Origin of the sequence: Pseudomonas syringae group sp. J248-6 (assembly GCF_032586995.1) — a bacterium.
GTDB lineage: Bacteria > Pseudomonadota > Gammaproteobacteria > Pseudomonadales > Pseudomonadaceae > Aquipseudomonas > Aquipseudomonas amygdali.
In genome coordinates this window covers 126,488-148,374 of record NZ_JAWHOP010000007.1, presented here as the reverse complement: position 1 = coordinate 148,374, position 21,887 = coordinate 126,488, and the positions used below count along the sequence as shown (strand labels likewise).

14 protein-coding genes are annotated in these 21,887 nt (G+C 59.8%); 12 read left to right on the top strand and 2 right to left on the bottom strand.

The features are described from left to right. The first annotated feature begins 336 nt into the window (after window positions 1–336). From RYC17_RS12050 to RYC17_RS12015, 8 genes are all read left to right on the top strand, one after another. On the top strand, window positions 337–1,845 hold the full coding sequence (locus RYC17_RS12050) for a sigma-54-dependent transcriptional regulator (RefSeq protein WP_058402081.1): 1,509 nt from the start codon (window positions 337–339) through the stop codon (window positions 1,843–1,845). Between the two features lie 171 nt (window positions 1,846–2,016). Continuing rightward, complete coding sequence (locus RYC17_RS12045; RefSeq protein WP_058402080.1) at window positions 2,017–3,747, top strand: PAS domain-containing sensor histidine kinase; 1,731 nt, start codon at window positions 2,017–2,019, stop codon at window positions 3,745–3,747. Further along, window positions 3,732–4,121: a response regulator gene (locus RYC17_RS12040; RefSeq protein ID WP_316903190.1), complete on the top strand. Its 390-nt coding sequence runs from the start codon at window positions 3,732–3,734 to the stop codon at window positions 4,119–4,121. Before RYC17_RS12045 ends, RYC17_RS12040 begins: the two co-directional genes overlap by 16 nt. Before the next feature lie 9 nt (window positions 4,122–4,130). Then, window positions 4,131–6,248, top strand: a complete 2,118-nt coding sequence (locus RYC17_RS12035) for a putative bifunctional diguanylate cyclase/phosphodiesterase (RefSeq protein WP_316903188.1) — start codon at window positions 4,131–4,133, stop codon at window positions 6,246–6,248. Window positions 6,249–6,335: 87 nt separating this feature from the next. Further along, the gene (locus RYC17_RS12030) at window positions 6,336–7,085 is read left to right on the top strand and encodes an efflux RND transporter periplasmic adaptor subunit (protein ID WP_080395032.1); all 750 of its coding nucleotides are present in this window, start codon (window positions 6,336–6,338) and stop codon (window positions 7,083–7,085) included. Further along, the gene (locus tag RYC17_RS12025; protein ID WP_058402076.1) at window positions 7,082–8,404 is read left to right on the top strand and encodes an efflux RND transporter periplasmic adaptor subunit; all 1,323 of its coding nucleotides are present in this window, start codon (window positions 7,082–7,084) and stop codon (window positions 8,402–8,404) included. Before RYC17_RS12030 ends, RYC17_RS12025 begins: the two co-directional genes overlap by 4 nt. Beyond that, a complete protein-coding gene (locus RYC17_RS12020; protein ID WP_316903185.1) occupies window positions 8,404–10,500 on the top strand; it encodes an HlyD family efflux transporter periplasmic adaptor subunit in 2,097 nt (698 codons plus the stop codon). The genes RYC17_RS12025 and RYC17_RS12020 overlap by 1 nt, the downstream gene beginning before the upstream one ends. Window positions 10,501–10,529: 29 nt before the next feature. Further along, window positions 10,530–11,039 (top strand): GNAT family N-acetyltransferase, encoded by a 510-nt coding sequence (locus RYC17_RS12015; protein WP_316903184.1) that lies wholly within the window; start codon window positions 10,530–10,532, stop codon window positions 11,037–11,039. Here RYC17_RS12015 and RYC17_RS12010 read toward each other — a convergent pair whose 3' ends face one another. Then, complete coding sequence (locus tag RYC17_RS12010) at window positions 11,040–11,351, bottom strand: DUF6916 family protein (RefSeq protein ID WP_005745808.1); 312 nt, start codon at window positions 11,349–11,351, stop codon at window positions 11,040–11,042. A gap of 54 nt (window positions 11,352–11,405) precedes the next feature. Next, window positions 11,406–11,996 (bottom strand): phage tail protein, encoded by a 591-nt coding sequence (locus RYC17_RS12005; protein WP_002552297.1) that lies wholly within the window; start codon window positions 11,994–11,996, stop codon window positions 11,406–11,408. Between the two features lie 365 nt (window positions 11,997–12,361). Here RYC17_RS12005 and RYC17_RS12000 point away from each other — a divergent pair, with 365 nt between their 5' ends. The 4 genes from RYC17_RS12000 (at window position 12,362) to gcvH (ending at window position 21,887) form a co-directional block, all read left to right on the top strand. After that, entirely contained in the window at window positions 12,362–13,198 is an 837-nt protein-coding gene (locus RYC17_RS12000; RefSeq protein WP_054996688.1) for a sulfotransferase family protein, read from the top strand. Between the two features lie 139 nt (window positions 13,199–13,337). Continuing rightward, on the top strand, window positions 13,338–19,589 hold the full coding sequence (locus RYC17_RS11995; protein WP_316903246.1) for an Ig-like domain-containing protein: 6,252 nt from the start codon (window positions 13,338–13,340) through the stop codon (window positions 19,587–19,589). Window positions 19,590–19,687: 98 nt separating this feature from the next. Next, the gene (locus RYC17_RS11990) at window positions 19,688–21,181 is read left to right on the top strand and encodes a TolC family protein (protein ID WP_173929308.1); all 1,494 of its coding nucleotides are present in this window, start codon (window positions 19,688–19,690) and stop codon (window positions 21,179–21,181) included. A 322-nt stretch (window positions 21,182–21,503) separates the two neighbouring features. Then, the gene (gcvH, locus tag RYC17_RS11985; RefSeq protein ID WP_002552291.1) at window positions 21,504–21,887 is read left to right on the top strand and encodes a glycine cleavage system protein GcvH; all 384 of its coding nucleotides are present in this window, start codon (window positions 21,504–21,506) and stop codon (window positions 21,885–21,887) included.

Sequence of the window (21,887 nt, the reverse complement as noted above, 5' to 3'; positions counted from 1 at the left end):
CAAGAAGGGCATTCCCACGCTGGAGCGTGCGGAACGATAGGTGTGCGGCAGAATACCAGCGTGCGGTAGCGTGAGGAACGACGCTCCGCAGAACACCATCGTGCCCATGCTCCGCGTGGGTATGCCGTTCCGGACGCTCTGCGTCCTCTCCTGAATAAGCGGCGTAGCGTAAATCCATGACGCAGAGCGTCAAGAAGGGCATTCCCACGCTGGAGCGTGCGGAGCGATAGGTGTGCGGCAGAACACTATCGTGCCCATGCCCACCGCCGGATTTCACCAAACCTGCCGCTACAAGGCATACTTGCCGCCTTCTCATTCGCGAACCGTCAACGCCCCATGCGCATCCATGTCAGCTTCATCGACCGCGTCGGTATCACCCAGGAAGTGCTGGCGATCCTGGGTGGGCGCAACCTGAATCTGGATGCCGTGGAGATGGTGCCGCCCAATGTCTACATCGACGCGCCGACCCTCAGCCACCAGATGCTCGAAGAACTCAAGGACGCGCTGTTTCGGGTTCGTGGGGTAGAAGCAATCACTGTGGTCGACATCCTGCCGGGTCAGCGCCGCCATCTGCAACTGGACGCGCTGCTCGCCGCCATGACCGACCCGGTACTGGCACTGGACAGCGCCGGGCATGTGCTGCTGGCCAATCCCGCGTTGATCGCACTGATCGGCCGCGAACCTGCGGGCGAACCGATTGCTGAACTGTTCGCCGACCCCGGCCTGCAAGCGGCCCTGCTGGAAAACAGCTTTCGACTGCCATTGCGCGAAATCACCCTCAACGGTGAAGCGCTGTTGCTGGATGCCACCCCGATCACCGAGGCGGGTGCGCTGATTACCCTGTACCTGCCCAGCCGTATCGGTGAGCGCCTGTCGGCGCTGCATCACGATCACGCCGAAGGTTTCGATGCGCTGCTCGGCGAGTCAGCCGCAATCCGCACCCTCAAGGCGCGCGCGCAACGTGTGGCGGCGCTGGACGCACCGTTGCTGATTCAGGGTGAGACCGGCACCGGCAAAGAGCTGGTAGCGCGGGCTTGCCACGCCAGCAGCGCGCGTCACGGCGAGCCATTCCTGGCACTGAACTGCGCGGCGCTGCCGGAAAACCTGGCTGAAAGCGAACTGTTCGGTTATGCCCCGGGCGCCTTTACCGGCGCCCAGCGCGGCGGCAAGCCAGGGCTGATGGAGTTGGCCAATCAGGGCACCGTGTTTCTCGATGAAATCGGCGAAATGTCTCCTTATCTGCAAGCCAAACTGCTGCGTTTTCTCAACGATGGCAGCTTCCGGCGTGTCGGTGGAGACCGGGAGGTCAGGGTCAATGTGCGTATCCTTAGCGCTACCCACCGCGATCTGGAAAAAATGGTCAGCGAAGGTACCTTCCGTGAAGACCTTTTCTACCGCCTCAACGTCCTCAATCTCGAGGTACCGCCGCTGCGCGAACGCGGGCAGGACATTCTGTTGCTGGCCCGCTACTTCATGGAACAGGCCTGCGCGCAGATTCAGCGTCCGGTGTGCAGGCTTGCGCACAGCACCTACCCTGCTCTGCTGGGCAATCGCTGGCCGGGCAATGTTCGTCAATTGCAGAACGTGATTTTCCGTGCTGCCGCCATCTGCGAACACACTCAAGTGGATATAGGCGATCTGGATATCGCAGGCACCGCAGTTGCGCATCCGCACGACAGTCCCGTGGACAGCCTCGAGCATGCCGTCGAGGCATTTGAGAGAAATCTGCTGGAAAAACTCTACGCAGACTACCCATCTACCCGTCAGTTGGCCGCGCGCCTGCATACTTCGCACACCGCCATCGCTCATCGGCTGCGAAAATATGGAATATCGGGCAAGCGCTAATCTATTGACGCCATTTATCGAAAATATATTCCGAAAAGATTCATTTAATAACCAAGCTGCCGATACTGATCTGGTATGGTCCACAAACCTCTTATCATCCATTTGAGTGGATGTCCGTAAGTGTGATTACGGCCGTAATGGCAGAAAGGTCAGGTAGTACCGGGAAGTGATATGTCAACCCCGCCAGCAGACCGCCCGCTTGCCGATCCTCAGTCTCGTGCTGAAAAAATCGTCGAATCTCGCCGTCAGAAAATCCTGCTCAAAACCGGCGCGCTGCAGGACGCGATTTTCAACAGCGCCTACTTCTCCAGCATCGCGACCGACGAACACGGCGTCATCCAGATATTCAACGTGGGTGCCGAACGCATGCTCGGTTACCACTCTGAAGATGTGGTCGACAAAATCACGCCGGCAGATATCTCCGACCCCGCCGAGCTGATCATCCGCGCGGCAGCGCTCAGCCATGAACTGAACACGCCCATCACGCCGGGCTTTGAGGCACTGGTATTCAAGGCTTCGCGTGGCATCGAAGACATCTACGAATTGACCTACATCCGCAAGGACGGCAGCCGCCTGTCGGCCATGGTGTCGGTCACTTCACTGCGAGACAGCGCCGAAACCATCATTGGTTATCTGCTGATCGGCACCGACAACACCGCGCGCAAGCAGGAAGAGGAAGCCCAGGCTCTACTGGATCAGCGGTTGCGTGACCAGCAGTTCTACACCCGCTCGCTGATCGAATCGAACATCGACGCGCTGATGATGACCGACCCGCAAGGCATCATTTCCGACGTCAACAAGCAGATGATGGCGCTGACCGGGCGTACCCGTGATGAGTTGATCGGCGCGCCCTGCAAAAACTTCTTCACAGACCCGGCGAGTGCCGATGCCGCGATCAAACGCGTGCTCAGCGAACATAAGGTCAGCGACTACGAACTCACCGTGCGTGCCTACGACGGCACCGAAACCGTGGTGTCCTACAACGCTGCGACTTTTCATGACCGGGATCGCAAGCTCAAGGGTGTCTTCGCTGCCGCCCGGGACGTGACCGAGCGCAAGCGCTTCGAACGCACGCTGGAAGAAAAAAACGTCGAGCTGGAACACGCCAGCCATATGAAGTCCGAGTTCCTTGCCACCATGTCCCACGAGTTGCGCACACCGCTGAACGCCGTCATCGGTTTTTCCGAGGCGCTCAAGGACGGTATGGTCGGCGACATGACCGATGCCCAGCGACGGTACATCGGCGATATCTTCAACAGCGGCCAGCATCTGCTCTCGCTGATTAATGACATTCTCGACCTGTCCAAGGTCGAAGCCGGAATGATGACCCTGGAGCTTGAACCGGTCGATCTGGACGAATTGCTGAGCAACAGTCTGTTGATCGTTCGCGAGCAAGCCGCCCTGCAACGCATTCAGTTGAAACTGGAAACAGATGCCGACTTCGGCCTGCTTGAGCTGGATCGGCGCAAGACCAAGCAGATTGTCTACAACTTGCTGGCCAACGCAGTGAAATTCAGCGAACCCGGCGGCTGGGTGACCCTGGCGGTGCGCCAAGTGTCATTTGCTCAGGCAGGCGTCATCGAGGGTGACTGGCCAGCACACACCTTTCCATTGCCGTCCAGTGACTACGAACAGTTTCTGGAACTGAGCGTCAGCGACACAGGAATCGGTATCGCCCAAAGCGATATGAACAAGCTGTTCAAAGCCTTCAGTCAGATCGACAGTGGTCTGGCACGTAAATTCGAGGGCACCGGGCTGGGTCTGGCGATGGTCAAGCAGCTGACCGAACTGCATGGCGGCTGCGTTGCGGTCGCAAGCGTCAAGGACCTCGGTGCACGCTTTGTGGTCTGGCTGCCGATCCGCCCGCCTGAATTCGAGGAGGCACGATGGCCCAGATCCTGATCATTGAAGACAATGCGGCGAATATGCGCCTGGCGGAGCTGTTACTGACCAGCGCCGGTCACAGCGTACTGTCGGCAGTCGATGCCGAAAGCGGCCTGAAACTGGCTCGCGAGCGCCAGCCCGACCTGATCCTGATGGACATCCATCTGCCGGAAATGGACGGCCTTACCGCCACGTCGCTATTGAAGAAAGACGCCGGCACAGCCGCGATCCCGGTGGTCGCCTTGACCGCAATGGCCATGAAGGAAGACAAGGAAAAGATCCGTCTGGCGGGCTGCAACGCTTATGTCATCAAGCCGTTGCGCTACAAGGAGCTGTACCGGGTTATCGACACCCTGCTGGAAAAAAAACTGCCTCAACAGCCAATTACCTGAGCATTCGATATGACCCAGAGCGCCGCAACCATCCTGATTATCGATGACGATGTCCATGTCCGGGACCTGCTGGAGGTTCTGCTGCAGAATCAGGGTTATCGGACGCTGACTGCGGAGTCGGGCGAGCTGGGGCTGGCCATGGTCGAACTACAAGCGCCTGACCTGATCCTGCTGGACATCATGATGCCGGGCATGGACGGTTACGAAGTCGCCAGTCAGCTCAAGGCCAGCAAGAGCACCGCCAATATACCGATCATCATGCTCTCGGCACTCGACGAACAAAGTGCGCGTTTGTCAGGGCTGGAAGCCGGTGCCGAGGAATACCTCAACAAACCGGTGGACAGCGCCGAGCTATGGTTACGTGTGCGTAATCTGCTGCGCCTCAAGTCCTTTGGCGACTACCTGAAAAGCCACAGCCTGATCCTCGAAGACCAATTGCAGCAGCGCACCATCGACCTTGAACGCTTTCGTACGGTGATGGACGCTTCTGAAGATGCCATTTTCCTGATCAACCGCAACACCATGAGCCTGATCGAATTCAACCGCAGGGCATGTCAGCTGCTGGGCTACACCGCTGAAGAACTGGCGCACAAGACCCCGGCCGAGCTGGGCGAGACGTCAATGGAAAATCTGGAAGTCGTGTATGACCAGATCATCGCCGGCAAAGGCCCCAGCGAACCACTGGAAACCCAGATTCGCGACAAGAGCGGACGCGATGTCGAGGTAGAGATCCATCGCCAGGCCTATCGTACCGGCGAGGACTGGGTCATCGTCGGCATCGTCCGCGACATCACCCGGCGCAAGGAAAGCGATCAGCGCCTGCTGACCATGGCCCACTACGACGCACTGACCGGCCTGCCCAATCGGGACCTGTTTTTTACCAGCCTGCAAATGGGCGTGACCCAGGCGGCCATCAGTCGCTGGAAGCTGGCGGCCCTGACGGTCAATATCGACGGTTTCAAGAATATCAACGAAACCTGGGGGCATGTGCTGGGCGATGAGGTGCTGCTGGAGGTCAGCCGCCGACTGTCGAACTGCCTGAATGCCAGCGACACCCTTGGCCGCGTGGACGGCGATCAGTTCGCCCTGATTCTGATGCTTCGTCCCGGCCAGGCGGATACCCGGCAAACGCTCGAGCGCATCCGCAACGCATTGCGAGCGCCCTTCCACATAGAAGGCCAGAGCCTGGTCATGACTGCCAGCATCGGTATTGCGCTGTACCCGGAGGACGGCGAAGACTCACACGAGCTGATCAGACACGCCTACACCGCCATGAACAGCGCCCGAAAAATCGGCCCGGACAACTACCGGTTCTATACGCCGCAGATGAACGCTGACGTCTCGGCGCGTCTGGACCTTGAAGCGGCATTACGTGAGGCCGTGCAAAAACAGGCGTTCGAGATTGTCTACCAGCCCAAACTGAACCTGGCTGACAACCAGGTATGCGGGCTTGAAGCCTTGCTGCGCTGGCCGCGCCCTGGCCAGGCAGGCATTTCGCCTGCCGTATTCGTTCCGGTGCTGGAAAGCCTGGGGTTGATCGGTGAAGTCGGCAACTGGGTCGTCGACAGCGTTTGCGCGCAGATTGCGCGCTGGCAACGTTCCGGGCTGGGCTCGTTTCAGGTGGCAGTCAACATCTCCGGGCAGCAGATTTCCAGCAGCAGTCTGGTGGCCGACATTCGTCAGGCACTTGAGAAACACAAGGTTGCGCCGCAGTGGCTGGAGGTCGAACTGACGGAAAGCTCGTTGATGGAAAACACCTCTCACACCATCGCTACCCTGGGTGCGCTACGCGCCAATGGCGTGAGTATTTCCATCGACGATTTCGGCACCGGCTATTCAAGTCTGGCTTACTTGCGCCGATTCCCTATCGACAAGCTTAAAATCGATATCGCATTCATTCGCGAAGTGACCAGCAACCCACAGGACGCGGCCATTGCCAGAGCCATCATTGAACTGGCTCACAGCCTCGACCTGAAGGTTATCGCCGAAGGTGTGGAAACACCCGAGCAACTGGCGTTTCTGCGTGAAAACCATTGCGATCAAATCCAGGGTTACCTGATCAGCAAGCCGCTACCGCTTGGAGAGCTCGAAGTCTTTCTTCGATCACCGGCAAGCCGCGTCGGGTAATACGGCATGATCGGCACAGGAGCTGCCGATCATGTCTTTTTTGAAGGAGTTCGCTGCATGCGGTGTTTGCCAGCTGTACTTTTAGGGATGCTAAGTGTGGCGGGACTGGCTCAGGCGCAAACGCCGACCGATGCCGGGCTGATCGAGGACAACGCAGCAGCCAGTACACCCGCCTCGTCCAGCGAGGCCCGGGGCGTATTGCGAGCAACCAATCAGGCGGTCCTCGCCAGCGAGCTGTCCGGCCGTATTACTGACCTGCCTTTCCAGGAAGGCGAGTCGTTCAACAAGGGCGATACCCTCGCCCGCTTCGACTGTTCGGCCTATCAGGCTCAGCTCAATGCCGCACAGGCAGCCAGCCGTGGTGCCAGCGAGGAACTGGCGCACAACCGGCAACTGGCCGCGCTCAACTCAGTGGGCCGCTTCGAGGTGGCACGTGCCGAAGCAAAGCTTTCCGAAACCCAGGCGCAGTCTGGCGTCTATCAGGTGCAGATCAAGCGCTGCAGCGTGGTTGCGCCCTACGACGGGCAAGTCGTCGAGCGCAAGGTGAAGCGTTACGAGAGTGTCGCAGCCGGTACGCCGATGCTCGAAATCGTCGACAACCGCACGCTGGAAATTCACCTGCTGGTGCCCTCGCGCTGGATGAGCAGACTCAAGCCCGGACAAACCTTCAGCTTCGTGCCCGACGAGACCGGTCAGCCACTGACCGCCACCGTCAAGCGCCTCGGTGCGCGTATCGATGAAGGCAGCCAGACATTGCTGCTGATCGCCAGCCTGCCCAAAGCGGAGGGCCTGCTGGGAGGCATGAGCGGTACTGCACATTTTGCGGAGTTCAAGTGAACGCCCCCGCATCCGGCGCGGTTGAACGGGTTTTCGCGCAGTTTCTCGACCTTGAACGATTGACCCGCGCCGCACCTGCGATAGATCAACTGGCCTACAGCCTGGTCAACGACAGCCAGGGGTTGTTCGGCTATCGCCACGCAGCGCTGGTGATCGCCGGCAAGGTGCGCTCAGTGACGGGGGTCAGCGTCATCGAACCCAATGCGCCGTTCGTGGCCTTTGTCGAACATGCCGTCGGCCAGTTGCTGAAACTGGAGCAGGTCAAACCGGCGCGCGTCGTGCACATGGATTCACTCAGTGCATCGGTACGCGATGACTGGAACAGCCTGTCGGCACCGCATGTTTTCTGGCTGCCGCTCCAAGACCGTAAAGGTGAGGTGTTTGGCGGCCTGTGGCTGGCCCGCGACACGCCGTGGACACCCGCAGAGCAAATCCTGCTGGCGCAACTGGGCGATACCTGCAGCCATGCCTGGCTCGCCTTGCAGCCCGGAAAACCGTGGCGCTTGCGTTTCAACCGCAAGCGTCAGGCCTTGCTGGTGATGCTGGCGCTGCTGTGCCTGCTGATTCCGGTGCGTCAGTCGGTACTGGCACCCGCCGAAGTCGTACCGCTGGGCGGACGCGTGGTGGCTGCGCCGCTGGATGGCGTGGTGGCCGAGTTTCTGGTCAAGCCCAATCAGGTCGTCAAGACCGGGGACCTGCTGCTGCGTTTCGAGAACACGACCCTCAAGGCTCAGGCTGATGTAGCCGAACGGGCACTGGGCGTTGCCGAAGCGGAACTGAAAGCCAACTCGCAGCGTTCTTTCGCCGATGCCGAATCCAGTTCACGAATCGACCTGCTGGCGGCCCGCGTCGAGCAGAAGCGTGCCGAGCGCGATTATGCCCGTGAACTGCTTAAACGCAGCGAAGTACGCGCCGAACGCGACGGTATCGCGGTATTTGCCGATGCCCAGCGCTGGCTTGGCAAGCCGGTACAGACGGGCGAACGACTGCTGGAAATTGCCGACCCGACCCAGGCCGAACTGCGTATCGAGCTGGCAGTTGGCGACGCCATCGCCCTGCAACCGGATGCCGAAATCGCATTGTTTCTGGACAGCGACCCGCTGCAACGGCATGCCGCCCGCCTTGAGCGAGCAGCCTATGAGGCCCAGCCCACTCCCGGCGGGCAGCTGGCGTATCGTCTGGATGCCAGCTTTCTCGATTCGCCGCCACCCCGGATCGGGCTGCGTGGCACAGCCAAGGTATTCGGCGACCGTGCTCCACTGGCGCTGTACCTGCTGCGTCGCCCTCTTGCCGGCCTGCGTCAAAGTGTAGGCCTGTAATGAACCTGCCCAACCTGCGTGCAGATTTGCAGCTTACACCTGCCGCCCCAGCCCTTGACGGTTCGCCACGCTGGACCTTGGCCGACCCGCTGCGCGGTCGCTATTTCAAGCTTGGCACCCAGGCCATTCGACTGTTGCGTCATTGGGCGCTGGGTGATGCTTCACAGGTGCTGCAAGCGGCCAACCGCGAGCCGGGCCTGCCGTTGGGCGACACCGAGATTGACGAGTTGCTGCGTTTCTTGCGCGGCCATGACCTGATCGCAGCGCGCGACCCGGAACAGCGTGCCAGTTACGCCTACAAGGCCGCAGCGGCACGTCATGGGCTGTGGCAGATGCTCTTGCATCAATATCTGTTCTTCCGGATTCCGCTCTGGCGTCCTGACGCATTTCTAAACCGCGTCTGGCCGTGGCTGGCGCGCTATGGCTCAGGATTACTGCGCTACGGGCTGCCGCTCACGCTGGGGCTGGGAGTTTTTCTGGTAGCCCGGGACTGGCAACGCTTCATCGGGACCTTTCCCCACCTGTTCAGCCTGGGTGGCGCGCTGGCATTCGGTATAGCGCTGTTTTTCGCCAAACTCTGCCATGAGTTCGGCCACGCATTCATGGCCAAGCGTGCCGGATGCCGGGTACAGAGCATGGGCGTGGCGTTCATGGTCCTGTTGCCGTTGTTCTATACCGATGTCAGCGATGCCTGGCGGGTCAACGATCGCCGCGCCCGACTGCTGATCGGCGCAGGCGGCGTGCTGGCGGAAATGTTGCTGGCATGCATCGCCTTGCTGGCCTGGTCACTGCTGCCCGACGGGCCGGCGCGCACCGCAGCATTCATGCTCGCCAGCGCGACGTGGCTGACCACTGTGGTGGTCAACCTCAATCCGTTCATGCGCTTTGATGGTTACTTTCTGATCAGCGATTTTTGGGAAGTCGACAATCTTCAGGGCCGGGCTTTTGCCCTGTGTCGCTGGCGACTGCGCGAGGCGCTGTTCGGCTACGACCTTCCCGCACCGGAGCCGTGGTCAGCGGCCATGCAGCGCCGTCTGCTGTGGTGGGGGTATCTGTCCTGGTTGTGGCGTGCAGCATTGTTTTTTGGCATCGCGCTGGCGGTCTACCATCTGTTTTTCAAATTGCTGGGGATTTTCCTGATGCTGGTGGAGTTGGGCTGGTTCATTTTTCTGCCGATTTTCAAGGAATGTCGCCACTGGTGGTCACACCGCGAACAGGCGTACGCACCCCGTGTGCTGCTCAGTGCGGCAGGCTTGCTGGCACTGCTCCTGTTGCTCATCGTACCGTGGCACAGCAGTGTCGAGTTGCCGGTGATGCTGGAAGCCGAAAGTGTGACGGCCATACATGCCCCGGCCGCTGCCAGAGTCAGGCAGGTCAATGTGCACGACGGCCAGAAGGTCGAACAAGGCGCCGTGCTGATGGAACTGGAATCCCCGGATATCGACTCGCGGCAAAGTATCGTGCGCCGTGAGATCAACATTTTGCAGTTGCAGATGCGTCGTCAGGCAGGCCGCAGCGAGACCGCCGCCGATGCCGGGATTCTCGAACAGCGTCTGGCCGAAGCCGTTGCCGAGTATCGCGGCCTGGCTGCACGACGCGAACGTCTGCTGTTACGCGCTCCCAAGGCCGGGCAGGTGCGCGACCTGCTGCCCCAGTTGAGCGAAGGTCGCTGGGTTTCAACCAGAGACCCGCTGCTGAGGATTGTCGAGGAAGGCACGCGAATTCGCGGTTACGTGGCCGAGAACGCGCTGTGGCGTATCGCACCTGGTGATCGCGGACGCTTTATTGCCGATGATCCGATGCGTGAGTCGCTGCTCGTGGAGCTTCAGGAAGTCGATGCCAACGGCGTGGCGTGGCTGGATCAAGAGGCGTTGAGTTCCGATCACCACGGACCGATTGCCGTGCGGCGTGACGAAAATCAGCGCGCCGAACCGGTACAGGGCCAGTATGGTGTACGCCTGAAACTGGTCGACAACAGCGCTGCACCGTCCCAGCCGTTGCGTGGCGTAGCGGTGCTGGATGGCCGCAGTGAATCCCTGTTGGGCGCAACCTGGCGCAGGCTTGCCGCCCTGGGAGTAAGAGAAAGCGGGTTCTGAAGCTGACACATGGACAGAGGACAGCAGACATGACAAAAAAACCTTTCACCAATATCGATGGGCTGGTGGTGCGGCCATCGAGAGAAACCGACAGCGCCTTTCTGCAGATGCTCTACCACTCGGCGCGTCCCGATCTGCAATTGATCGACGGCGAACGCGATCAGGTTGAAGACGTCATCGCCCAGCAGTTTCGCATGCAGGATCTAGGGCAGGGAGAAAACTTCCCCAACGCCATGCGCTACGTGATTGAAAAGCTCGGCACGCCCATCGGTGCGCTGGTCACAGATTTCGGACACAACGAGATACGCGTGCTGTATCTGGCGTTCATTCCGGCAGCGCGTGGCAAGGGCTACGGGCGCAACGTTTTGCAGGGTGTGCAGCAGGCCGCCGAACAGATCCGCTGCCCGGTGGCAACAGTGGTCTGGGCCAACAACCCGTATGCTCGCCAGCAATATCTGGCGCTGGGGTTTCAGGTTGAAGAGCAGGATGTGGCAGCGGCGAGACTGATCTGGTATCCAGGCCAGACCGCTGCCTTTTGATCAGTTGAAGCTTATGCAGTAGTAGGCCAGGTTCTCGTCGCGGCCCATGGCGGGAACACGAGAGACGAACACATTCTGTAGCAGGCCCAGCTCCGGCAGTTCGATAGCACAGGCCCCATCGACAAACTCGCTGGGCTCAAGTGACTCAAGTGAAACGTTGAACGGCATACGCTGTTGCCGGGCGGCTCGTGCCTGCGGTTTTTCGGCCACTGAGGCGACATGCACAGGCAACTGGCTGCCGTCGCTCATTTGCAACTGGCAGGTATTACCCAGCAGGCTCTGGAAGTGTTCAACGGTAACGTCTTGCAGCATGACGCATCTCCAGTGAAATGAGTGGGAAGAGCCCGTCCCTGGACTCGTGTCAGATCAGTCCCTGGTAGGGAAAAGACCCTGCAGGGCGATACTGAAGTTCACCACCAGGAACGGGTTCATGCTGTCGATAGGCAGGCTGCCTCCGACGGGCTGCATGGTTCCGGTGATGGCGGTACTGACGCCCTTCTGCACGACAGGTGCGGTGCCTGCATTGGGCGAAAAGATATTGGCGGAGGTCGGTCCGCTAGTGGAAGCGCCTATGAACGCATTGTCTGTGGTGGGCGCGATGGTCGCCCCGGTCACTGCCGGGTTGGCCAATGTGATGGTGGTGTTTGCGGTCAGCGTGCTCATCTGGTGCACGTGTGCAGGCATGTTGGCGATGGCCACAGTGACCTTCTCAACACCCGATACAGAGCCGATCACCCGGTTGGTGAGGTTGACCCCGGTCCCCTGATTTATCGGCACCCGGCCTTGAAGATTGGGCAACATGAAGTTCTGCGAGGGATTCCCTCCATAAATGACGCCCAATAGTGCGTACAAGGCGTTGTACTGACTGATGTTCAATGTTTGTCCATTGCATTGCATCCAGCCAGCAGGCGCAAACGGAAAGCCAAACGTCATGATCGAACCCATAAAAACTTCCATACACCCTCATCCTTCTTCTATGTCATGGGAAACTTCGATCCACCGGGGCACGGTCCACAGGTGGCAGGATAGAAGCGTAGACGCAGTTTTCAGGGTGTAAATGTTTTTGCAAATGACCGTTATCCGTTGTACATCCAGTGACACTCAACAGTCATTGCCGGAAAGTTCACTACCGTTCATCTGATACTCATCATTCTTTAACCGGAAAAACCCTAATAAAACCGGGAGGGAGAACGCCACATCAGTTTTTTTAACGTTCCCATCCCTCAAGACATGCTGGCTCCTGTCGAACTACTGGCATATGAATGAACTTTGTTACGTGGTTCACACACTCGTATAAACAGTTGTTTTTCCGGGGCGCATGGATGCAAAAATTCCACTTCATTGCAGGTTTGCCACGATCGGGCTCCACCCTGCTATCAGCCATTCTCCTGCAAAACCCGCGCTTTCATGCGGGTATGAGCAGCCCGGTTGGCTCTCTTTTCTCCAGTATTCTTGGCCAGTGCAGCGCTGGCAGTGAATTCTCCTCGGTGATCAACACCGATGTGCGTCGTCGCTTGTTGCGCGGGGTTTTCGAGTCCTACTACGCCGACAAGGCCGATAAAGACGTGGTGTTCGATACAAACCGGGGCTGGTGTTCACGCCTGCCCGCGCTCATGGACCTGTTCCCGCAAAGCAAAGTGATTGCCTGCGTGCGTAACGTCGCCTGGGTCATGGACAGTATCGAACGTTTGTACCGCGCCAACCCTTTTGAAAACACCAAGCTGTTCAACGATGACGTGGAACGCAATACGGTCTACAGCCGGGTCGAGACGCTGGCGCAGCGCAATCGTCTGGTGGGCTTTGCCTGGGCATCGCTCAAGGAAGCCTATTACGGCGAGCATGCCGACTCGATTCTGTTGATCGATTACGAACTGCTGTCCCAGGCCCCGGAACGGGTCATACGGCTGGTCTACGACTTCATCGAAGAACCGTGGTTTGAACACGACTTCAACAACCTCGCCTATGACGCCCCGCAGTTCGACGATGCGCTGGGCGTATCAGGCTTGCACAAGGTCAAGCCGCGCGTTGCGCTGGAGCAAAGGCCCACCATCCTGCCGCCCGACCTGTTCGAGCAGTATTCAAAGTTGTCGTTCTGGAATGACGGGTCTGCCAGCGCAGCCAATGTCATCCGCATGAAATCAGACGCCGCCGTTAACTGACTGCGGTTTTATCACTCGTAACGTTCGATCTCTGGTGAGCAACATGTGGTGGAATAAACAAAAATCGCGGACTGCAAAGCGGGCACCTTCGAGTGCAACCTCACCCGTTTCCCCCATGATCATGTCTCTCGAACCGCGCATGCTGTTCGACGGTGCGGTCGCAGCCACCGTTGCTGAAGCGGCCCAGCCGGACAGCCAGCCCACGCCCGACGCATCGGCCAAAAGCGCCGAGCAGGCCAACAGCGCCAGCAACGACCATCATGCGCAAGCGCCAGCCTCTTCGGACGTTGCCGCAACGCCTGCCGCCGTGCCCGGCACCACCGTCGTATTTGTCGATTCACGGGTGAAGGATTCGGCCAGCCTGCTGGCGGGCGTTGCGCCCGGTGCGCAAGTGGTCGAACTGGACGCCACCAAGGATGGCCTGCAACAGATTGCCGATTACCTGGGGTCTCATCAGGGCGTCAGCTCAGTGCAGATCATTGCGCACGGCAACTCCGGCGACCTTTGGCTGGGCAACAGCTATGTTTCCGCGGACAACATCGCGCAACGCAGCGCCCTGCTGGCCGAAATCGGCAACGACATGAATGTTGGTGGCGATATTCTGATCTACGCCTGCAACACCGCCGAGGGCGACACCGGCCTGAGCTTTGTTGACTCGCTGGCAACCCTGACTGGCCGCGATGTTGCTGCGTCCACTAACCGCACCGGCGTGGGTGGCGACTGGGATCTGGAAATCGCCACCGGCAGCATTGAAAGCGTCAGCGCCCTTTCGCGACAGTCGATGGACGCTTACCAGTGGGGGCTGGCAACGTTTACGGTCACCTCCACCAGCAACACCGGCGCAGGCAGCTTGCGTGAAGCGCTGACCAATGCCCAGAACGGCGATATTGTAACCTTTTCGAGCGGCATGACCGTTGCATTGCAAAGCCAACTGGTGGTCAGCAAAAACATCACCGTGGATGGCGACCTGAATAACGACGGCGTCGCTGACGTCACCCTCGACGGGCAGAACAGAACCAGCGTGATCCGGGTCAATTCCGGGGTCACAGCCACACTTGATGGCGTGATCATTACCCGAGGCGTGGCCAGCACGGCGGGCGCCAGCAGTGGTGCGACCATTGCGGCCTCTGATGCACTGGGCGGCGGAATCAACAACGCCGGCAACCTCACGCTGCGCAATGTCACCGTCACTGCCAACTCGGCAGCGGGTGGTGGCGGTGGCGGTGGCGTCAACTCGCCAAACGTGGGTGGTGGTGGTGGTGGCGGCGGCGGCATCGGCGGGCAGAACGGTGCTGCGGGTGGCAGTGCCGGCACCTATACATCCACCGCCCCGTCAGCCAATACCGGCGGCAACGGGGCATCGTTCAGCACTGCTTACCTGGCCGGCCAAGGCGGTAACTCCTCAGGAGGCGGCGCAGGAGGGAATGGCACGCCTGTCGGTTACACCAACGGCGGCGCAGGCGGCACCGCGACCAGCGGAGGTCGGACCATCGGTGGGGGTGGCGGCGGCTCTGGGTTTGACGCCAATGGGGGCAGAGGCGGCTCGGCAGTTGGCGGCATTTACAACGCCTCGACCGGCACTCTGGCGATCATCGGCACGTCGACCATCAGCAACAACATCGGTGCAGGTGGTGGTGGTGGCGGCGGCGGCACGATTGGTGGCAACGGTGGCCGTGGCATCGGCGCGATCTGGAACAAAGGCACGGTCAACATCACTTCCAGCAACAACTCTGCCATGAGCGGCAACGTGGGTGGCAGCGGATCTGGCGGACAAGCGACCAGCGGCGGCACCAATGGCTCCTCGCCTACCGCCGTCACTAATATCTTCAACGACGGCGGTTCGCTTAACGTCGCCTACACCTCTGACACGACTGCACCAACGGGCACCAGCATCGTGATTGCCAATTCGTCGCTGAGTTCGGGTGGCACATCGCTGGTCACCTTCACGTTCAGTGAGCCGGTCTTCGGCCTGGAAATCTCCGAAATCACCGTGCCCAACGGTACGTTGAGCAACCTGGTGACCACCAACAACATTACCTGGACAGCTACTCTTACGGCCTCCAGCAACACTTCCTCCAATTCCAATGCGATCAGCCTGCCGTTATCGGCGGTGCAGGACTCAGCCGGCAATATCGGTACCGGGACAGTGACCTCCAACAGCTACGCAGTGTCCGATACCGTTCCGCCGACAGTGACTGTCGTGGTAGCAGACACCGCACTGGCGGCGGGTGAAACATCACTGGTCACCTTTACGTTCAGTGAAGAGGTTACCGGCTTCGACAACACCGACATCTCGGTCGCCAATGGCACATTGACCGCTGTGAGCAGCAGTGATGGCGGCAAAACCTGGACCGCGACCCTGACACCGACCGCCAACCTGACCAGCACCACCAACCAGATCAGCCTGAACCGGGCAGGCGTGCAGGATCTGTCCGGAAACGCCGGTTCAGGCACTGCCACGTCCAACAATTACGCCATCGACACGTCGCGCCCGACCGCAACCATCGTGCTGGCGGACAACTCCCTGAGCATTGGTGAAACCTCGCAGGTCACCATCACCTTCAGTGAGGCGGTGTCCGGTTTCACCAACGCGGACCTGACCGTCGTCAACGGCACCCTGAGTGCCGTGACCACCAGCAACAATATTGTCTGGACCGCGACATTCACGCCGACCAACAACATTACCGACAGCACCAACGTGATCACCCTGGACAACACAGGGGTCAGCGATGCGGCGGGCAACACGGGTTCGGGAACCACAACCTCGAACAATTACGCCATCGATACCCAGCGCCCGACTGCAAGCATTCTGGTGGCAGACGCCAGTCTCACGGCCGGTGAAACCTCACTGGTGACGATTACCTTCAGCGAGGCCGTCAGTGGTTTCACCAACGCCGACCTGACAGTGCCCAACGGCACCTTGAGCACCGTCACCAGCAGCGATGGCGGCATCACCTGGACGGCGACCTACACGCCGAACAACAACGTCAACGACACCACCAACGTGATCACTCTGAGCAACGCAGGTGTAACGGATCTGGCTGGCAATGCCGGGTCCGGCACCAGCAACTCGGGCAACTTCACCATCGACACCGTGCGCCCGAGTGCCACAGTGGTTGTGGCCGACAGCGCCCTTTCCGCGGGTGAAACCTCGCTGGTGACGATTACCTTCAGCGAGGCCGTAACCGGGTTCACCAATGCCGACCTGACCGTCGCCAATGGCACCTTGAGCACAGTGAGCAGCAGCGACGGCGGCGTCACCTGGACCGCGACCCTCACGCCAGCCGCCAACGTGACCGATACCACCAACCTGATCACGCTGGATGCAACGGGTGTGGCCAATGCGTCCGGCAACGCAGGCACCGGCTCAATCAGTTCCAACAATTACGCCATCGACACCCAGCGCCCGACGGCCAGCATCGTAGTGGCCGACAACGCGCTGGCCATCGGTGAAACTTCGCTGGTGACTATCACCTTCAGCGAGGCGGTGACTGGCTTTACCAACGCCGACCTGAGCATCAGCAATGGCACCCTGAGCACGGTGAGCAGCAGCGATGGCGGTGTTACCTGGACGGCAACCCTGACGCCGACAGCAGGTATTACCAGCAACAGCAATTCGGTGACGCTGAACAACGTTGGCGTGGCCGATCAGGCGGGCAACGCCGGCAGCGGGCTGAGCACGTCGAACAATTACGCCATCGACACGGTACGCCCGACTGCGAGTATCACAATGTCGGACAACGCCTTGACCGCGGGTGAAACCTCACTGGTTACCATCACCTTCAGCGAGGCAGTGAGCGGCTTTACCAACGCTGACCTGAGCGTACCGAATGGCACGCTGAGCGCGGTCAGCAGCAGCGACGGCGGTATCACCTGGACGGCGACCTACACGCCGAATGCCAATGTCGCCGATACCACGAACGTGATCACGCTGAACAACACGGGCGTGACCGATCTGGCAGGCAATATCGGCAGCGGCACGACCGATTCCGGCAATTTCACCATTGCCACTCAGCAGCCGACCGCCACCGTCGTGGTCGCCGACAGTGCGTTGTCTGTGGGCGAAACCTCACTGGTCACCATCACCTTCAGCGAAGCGGTCCTCGGCTTCAATAATGCCGACCTGACGGTCGAGAACGGTACGTTGAGTGCGGTCAGCAGCAGTGACGGCGGTATCACCTGGACCGCGACCTTCACGCCGACCGCAAACGTGACCGACTCAAGCAACCTGATCACTCTGGACAACACCGGTTTCACCAATGGTTCGGGCGTGACCGGCAGCGGCATCACGTCCTCGAACAACTACGCCATCGACACCCAGCGCCCGACCGCAACCATTGTGGTGGCCGACAATGCGCTGGCCGTCGGTGAAAGCTCTCTGGTAACGATCACCTTCAGCGAAGCGGTCAGCGGTTTCACCAATGCGGACCTGAGCGTTGCCAACGGCACCCTGAGCGCGGTCAGCAGCAGCGACGGCGGTATTACCTGGACGGCAACGCTAACCCCAACCTCAGGCATTAGCAGCGCAAGCAACTCGGTGACGCTGAACAATGGCGGCGTGACTGACCTGGCCGGTAACGCTGGCAGCGGCTTGACGCTCTCCAATAACTACGCCATCGACCAGACGCGACCGACCGCCAGCATCGTACTAGCTGACAACGCCCTTTCGGCGGGTGAAACCTCGCTGGTCACTATCACCTTCAGTGAGGCAGTCAGTGGTTTCGATAACAGCGACCTGAACGTACCGAACGGTACGCTGAGCAATGTCAGCAGCAATGACGGCGGCATCACCTGGACTGCCACCTTCACACCAAACGCAAACGTGAATGCCAGCACCGGGCAGATCAGCCTGAACAGCGCAGGTGTCACCGACCTGGCGGGCAACGCGGGCAGCGGCATCATCAGTTCGGCAAGTTTCACCGTCGACACGACCAGACCTTCCGCCACCATCGTGGTGGCCGACAATGCCCTGTCCGCAGGCGAAACGTCTCTGGTCACGTTCACGTTCAGTCAGGCGGTCAGCGGATTCAGCAACGCCGACCTGAGTGTCGCCAATGGCACGCTGAGCGCGGTTTCCAGCAGCGATGGCGGCATCACCTGGACTGCCACCTTCACACCAAACGCAAACGTGACCGATGCAAGCAACCTGATCACGCTGGATAACACTGGCGTGACCAATGCGTCGGGCAGTACCGGCAGCGGCACCACGGCCTCGAACAACTACGCCATCGATACTCAGCGCCCGACTGCGACCATTACCGTCGCCAATCCGAACCTGGCCATCGGTCAAACCTCGCTGGTGACCTTCGCCTTCAGCGAGCGCGTGACCAATTTCGATCTGTCGGACATCAGTGTCGGCAACGGCAGCCTGTCCGGCCTGAGCAGCGGCGACGGCGGCCTCACCTGGACGGCAACGCTGACGCCGGATGCCAATATCACCGCGGCCAACAACTTCATCGTTCTGGACAGCGGCAGGGTCAATGATCTGGCCGGCAACGCGGGCACAACAGTCGCGCTGTCCAGCAACTACAGCATCGATAACCAGCGTCCTACAGCGAACATTTCCATCGCCAATCCAAACCTGGCGACGGGTCAGACATCCCTGGTGACTTTTGCCTTCAGCGAGCCGGTGAATAACTTCACGCTGGCGGATGTCAGCGTGGCCAACGGCACGCTGTCCAACCTGGCCAGCAGCGATGGCGGAGCCACTTGGACCGCAACCCTGACGCCGACGGCGAATGTCACTGACCCGAGCAACTTCATTGTGCTGGACAGCAGCACAGTAACTGACCGGGCAGGCAACGCAGGGACAGGCATCGCGCTGTCTCCCAACTACGCCATCACGACCACGTCGCTGACCGGAGACCCGCAGTTCCGGATAGACGCGCCAGCACCGCTGGTCAACACACGGAATCTGCCACTGCAGCCGGCACTGTTCGGTCCGCCAACCGGCAATCTGGGTTCGCCATTGAGCTTCTCGCCGTTGTTCGAACAGCGCACTACCGGGGGGGGTCTGCCGCCTGTGGGCAATATCTTCATTACCAACCGCGCCCTGGCACCCAGCTTTATTGCCCAGGTGTTCGACTCCAGCAGTGTCGGCGGCCCGGGCTCCGGGTTCACAGGCTTCAACAGCGGCGAAGGCAGTGTGTTCGGCACCAGTACGCTGTCGACGCTTTTTTCCCGCGAATCCGCGACGGACAGCTCGACGGCGGGCGCCTTCAACAGCGCTGGCAGCAACGGCCTGCGAGACTCATCACAAAGCATCCAGGCCGGTTTCGGCGCGCTGACGCTGGGTCAGCAGTTGCAACAGATCACTGATAACGAGCAAGAAAAACTGCGCGCACTGGCATGGGCTTTAGGGGAAGTCGGTGTAAGTGAAGCGCAAGCCTGAAACAGGGTTTGGTAATGCGTCGTAGCTGTACGGCGCTCATAAAAAAGAATGCGGTAGCTAGAGCTAGGGGCGGTCGGAGCATGAAAAGAAGTCAGAAGTTGTTCAGCATCAGCCTGCTGGCGCTGGTAGTGAGTGGTTGCGCTGTTACCAGCCAGCCTATCGACCGAAGCGTCAGCGAGCAGCGCGCCAAAAGCGATCTGCAACTGATGTACAAGGATCAAGAGCCATTGAACGGTGCATTGACCCTGCATCAAGCCATGGCCCGCGCGGTGAAGTACAACCTTGAAGCGCGTCTGAAAATCATGGAAGAAGCCCTGGCCAAACGTCAGTTGGACCTCGCCAGCTTCGACATGCTGCCGCGCATGGCTCTTTCAGCGGGCTATGCCGGACGCAGTAACGTCAGCGCATCGAGCAGTGAAAGCGTAGAGACCGGAACCCAGTCCCTCGAACCGTCAACCTCGCAGGATCGCAGCCGTCGTGTCGCCGACCTGACCATGGTATGGAACGTACTCGACTTCGGTGTCAGCTACATCAGTGCCAAACAGCAAGGCGATCAGCGCCTGATCGTTCAGGAACGCCGCCGCAAGGTGATCAACACCATCGTTCAGGACGTGCGTTCAGCCTATTGGCGCGCCGTCGCCGCCGAACGCATGCTCAAGCAGATCGACAGCTTGATGGCTCGTGTCGAGAAAGCGCAGGACAACAGCCAGCAAATGAGCCAGCAGCGTGTGGGGGACCCGGTACAGGCATTGGGTTATCAGCGCTCGCTGATCCAGGCGACGCGTCAGCTTGAAGAACAGCGCAAGGCGCTTTCACTGGCCAAGACCGAACTGGCGACCCTGATCAACCTGCCGCTGGGCACCGATCTGAAGCTGGCGACGCCGGACGACTACTCGATTCCGCAACTCAAGGTCGACATGGCACGCCTGGAAACCGAAGCGCTGGCCAGTCGTCCCGAGCTGCGCGAACAGGATTACCAAACCCGTATCAGCTCGGCCGAAACCCGCAAGGCCATGCTGCGCATGCTGCCCGGCCTGGAGTTCTCGGCAGGCGGCCATTACGACAGCAACTCGTTTCTGGTCAACGACAAATGGGCTGATCTGGGCGTAAAAGTCACCTGGAACCTGTTCAATGTGCTGTCGGCACCTGCCGCCATTGACGTCGCCAAAGCCGGTGAGGAAGTCGCTACTGCGCGTCGTCAGGCAATGTCCATTGCCGTACTGGCCCAGCTCTACGTGGCCAACGCCAACTACAACGAAGCGTTGCGCCAGTTCAAAACCAGCCAACAGCTGTCGAACATCGACAGCCAGATCGTCGGTCAACTGCGTAATCGCTATCAGGCAGCCGGTCTGGGCGAGCTGGATCTGATTCAGGGCGAACTGAACACCCTGCAGGCGGATCTGCGTCGCGACCTGGCGTATGCCGACCTGCGCAACGCTTACGGCCAGATTTTCGCCAGTGCGGGTCTGGACCCGCTGCCGTCGGAGCTTTCATCCACCAAAGTGCAAGCCATTGCTGTTGCACTGGATGCGCGCGAGTCGCAGTGGGAAGCGGGTAATATTTCAGTAGCCGCTACCGCGCCCAAGCCTTAAGCCCGCATCATGAAAGACCACCCGGTCAGCGCTATGCGCTGGCTGGGTGCAGTAACACCCCTCGCCTCGCAACGAAATCGTTCCACTGTAACGATTTCAATCCAAAACACCCCACTCCGCTTGCATCAAGGCCTTGATCAGGCACGTATTTTCAAATAGCTGAGCAGTGTAGCGATTTCGCTACAGCTGAAATCAACAGCGCTGACTTAATAATCAGTAACCCTTTGATTTAAATAAACAAATAAAACATGGCCGCTAAATTGCTAAGTCATAGCTCATATTGTTCGCGTGCTGCGCGAGCCCTGTTCTCCGAGGAGTTTGTATGAGCGAGTTGCGATTCACCGTTGACCATGAATGGCTGCGTGCCGAAGCCGACGGCAGCATTACGGTCGGCATTACGCCCTATGCGCAAGAATCGCTGGGCGACGTAGTCTTCGTGCAGCTCCCGGATTTGCAGGCCTACACTCAACACGCTGAAGTGTCAGTGGTGGAATCGGTGAAAGCCGCCAGCAGCATCAACATGCCGCTGGACGGTGAAGTGGTCGAGGTCAATTCAGTCCTCGATGACACGCCGGAGCTGGTCAATGAAGACGCTCTCGGTGCAGGCTGGTTTTTTCGTTTCATTCCACAGGATGCCGACGCCATCCACGGCCTGCTGGATCAGGACGCCTACGACCGCCTGATCAAAGCCAACGCCCAAGCCTGA

What these genes read in the sequence shown, in the direction of transcription:
- RYC17_RS12050 (WP_058402081.1), top strand. Translation starts at nt 337, where the DNA reads ATGCGCATCCATGTCAGCTTCATCGACCGCGTCGGTATCACCCAGGAA.
- RYC17_RS12045 (WP_058402080.1), top strand. Translation starts at nt 2,017, where the DNA reads ATGTCAACCCCGCCAGCAGACCGCCCGCTTGCCGATCCTCAGTCTCGT.
- RYC17_RS12040 (WP_316903190.1), top strand. Translation starts at nt 3,732, where the DNA reads ATGGCCCAGATCCTGATCATTGAAGACAATGCGGCGAATATGCGCCTG.
- RYC17_RS12035 (WP_316903188.1), top strand. Translation starts at nt 4,131, where the DNA reads ATGACCCAGAGCGCCGCAACCATCCTGATTATCGATGACGATGTCCAT.
- RYC17_RS12030 (WP_080395032.1), top strand. Translation starts at nt 6,336, where the DNA reads ATGCTAAGTGTGGCGGGACTGGCTCAGGCGCAAACGCCGACCGATGCC.
- RYC17_RS12020 (WP_316903185.1), top strand. Translation starts at nt 8,404, where the DNA reads ATGAACCTGCCCAACCTGCGTGCAGATTTGCAGCTTACACCTGCCGCC.
- RYC17_RS12015 (WP_316903184.1), top strand. Translation starts at nt 10,530, where the DNA reads ATGACAAAAAAACCTTTCACCAATATCGATGGGCTGGTGGTGCGGCCA.
- RYC17_RS12010 (WP_005745808.1), bottom strand. Translation starts at nt 11,351, where the DNA reads ATGCTGCAAGACGTTACCGTTGAACACTTCCAGAGCCTGCTGGGTAAT.
- RYC17_RS12005 (WP_002552297.1), bottom strand. Translation starts at nt 11,996, where the DNA reads ATGGAAGTTTTTATGGGTTCGATCATGACGTTTGGCTTTCCGTTTGCG.
- RYC17_RS12000 (WP_054996688.1), top strand. Translation starts at nt 12,362, where the DNA reads ATGCAAAAATTCCACTTCATTGCAGGTTTGCCACGATCGGGCTCCACC.
- RYC17_RS11995 (WP_316903246.1), top strand. Translation starts at nt 13,338, where the DNA reads ATGCTGTTCGACGGTGCGGTCGCAGCCACCGTTGCTGAAGCGGCCCAG.
- gcvH (WP_002552291.1), top strand. Translation starts at nt 21,504, where the DNA reads ATGAGCGAGTTGCGATTCACCGTTGACCATGAATGGCTGCGTGCCGAA.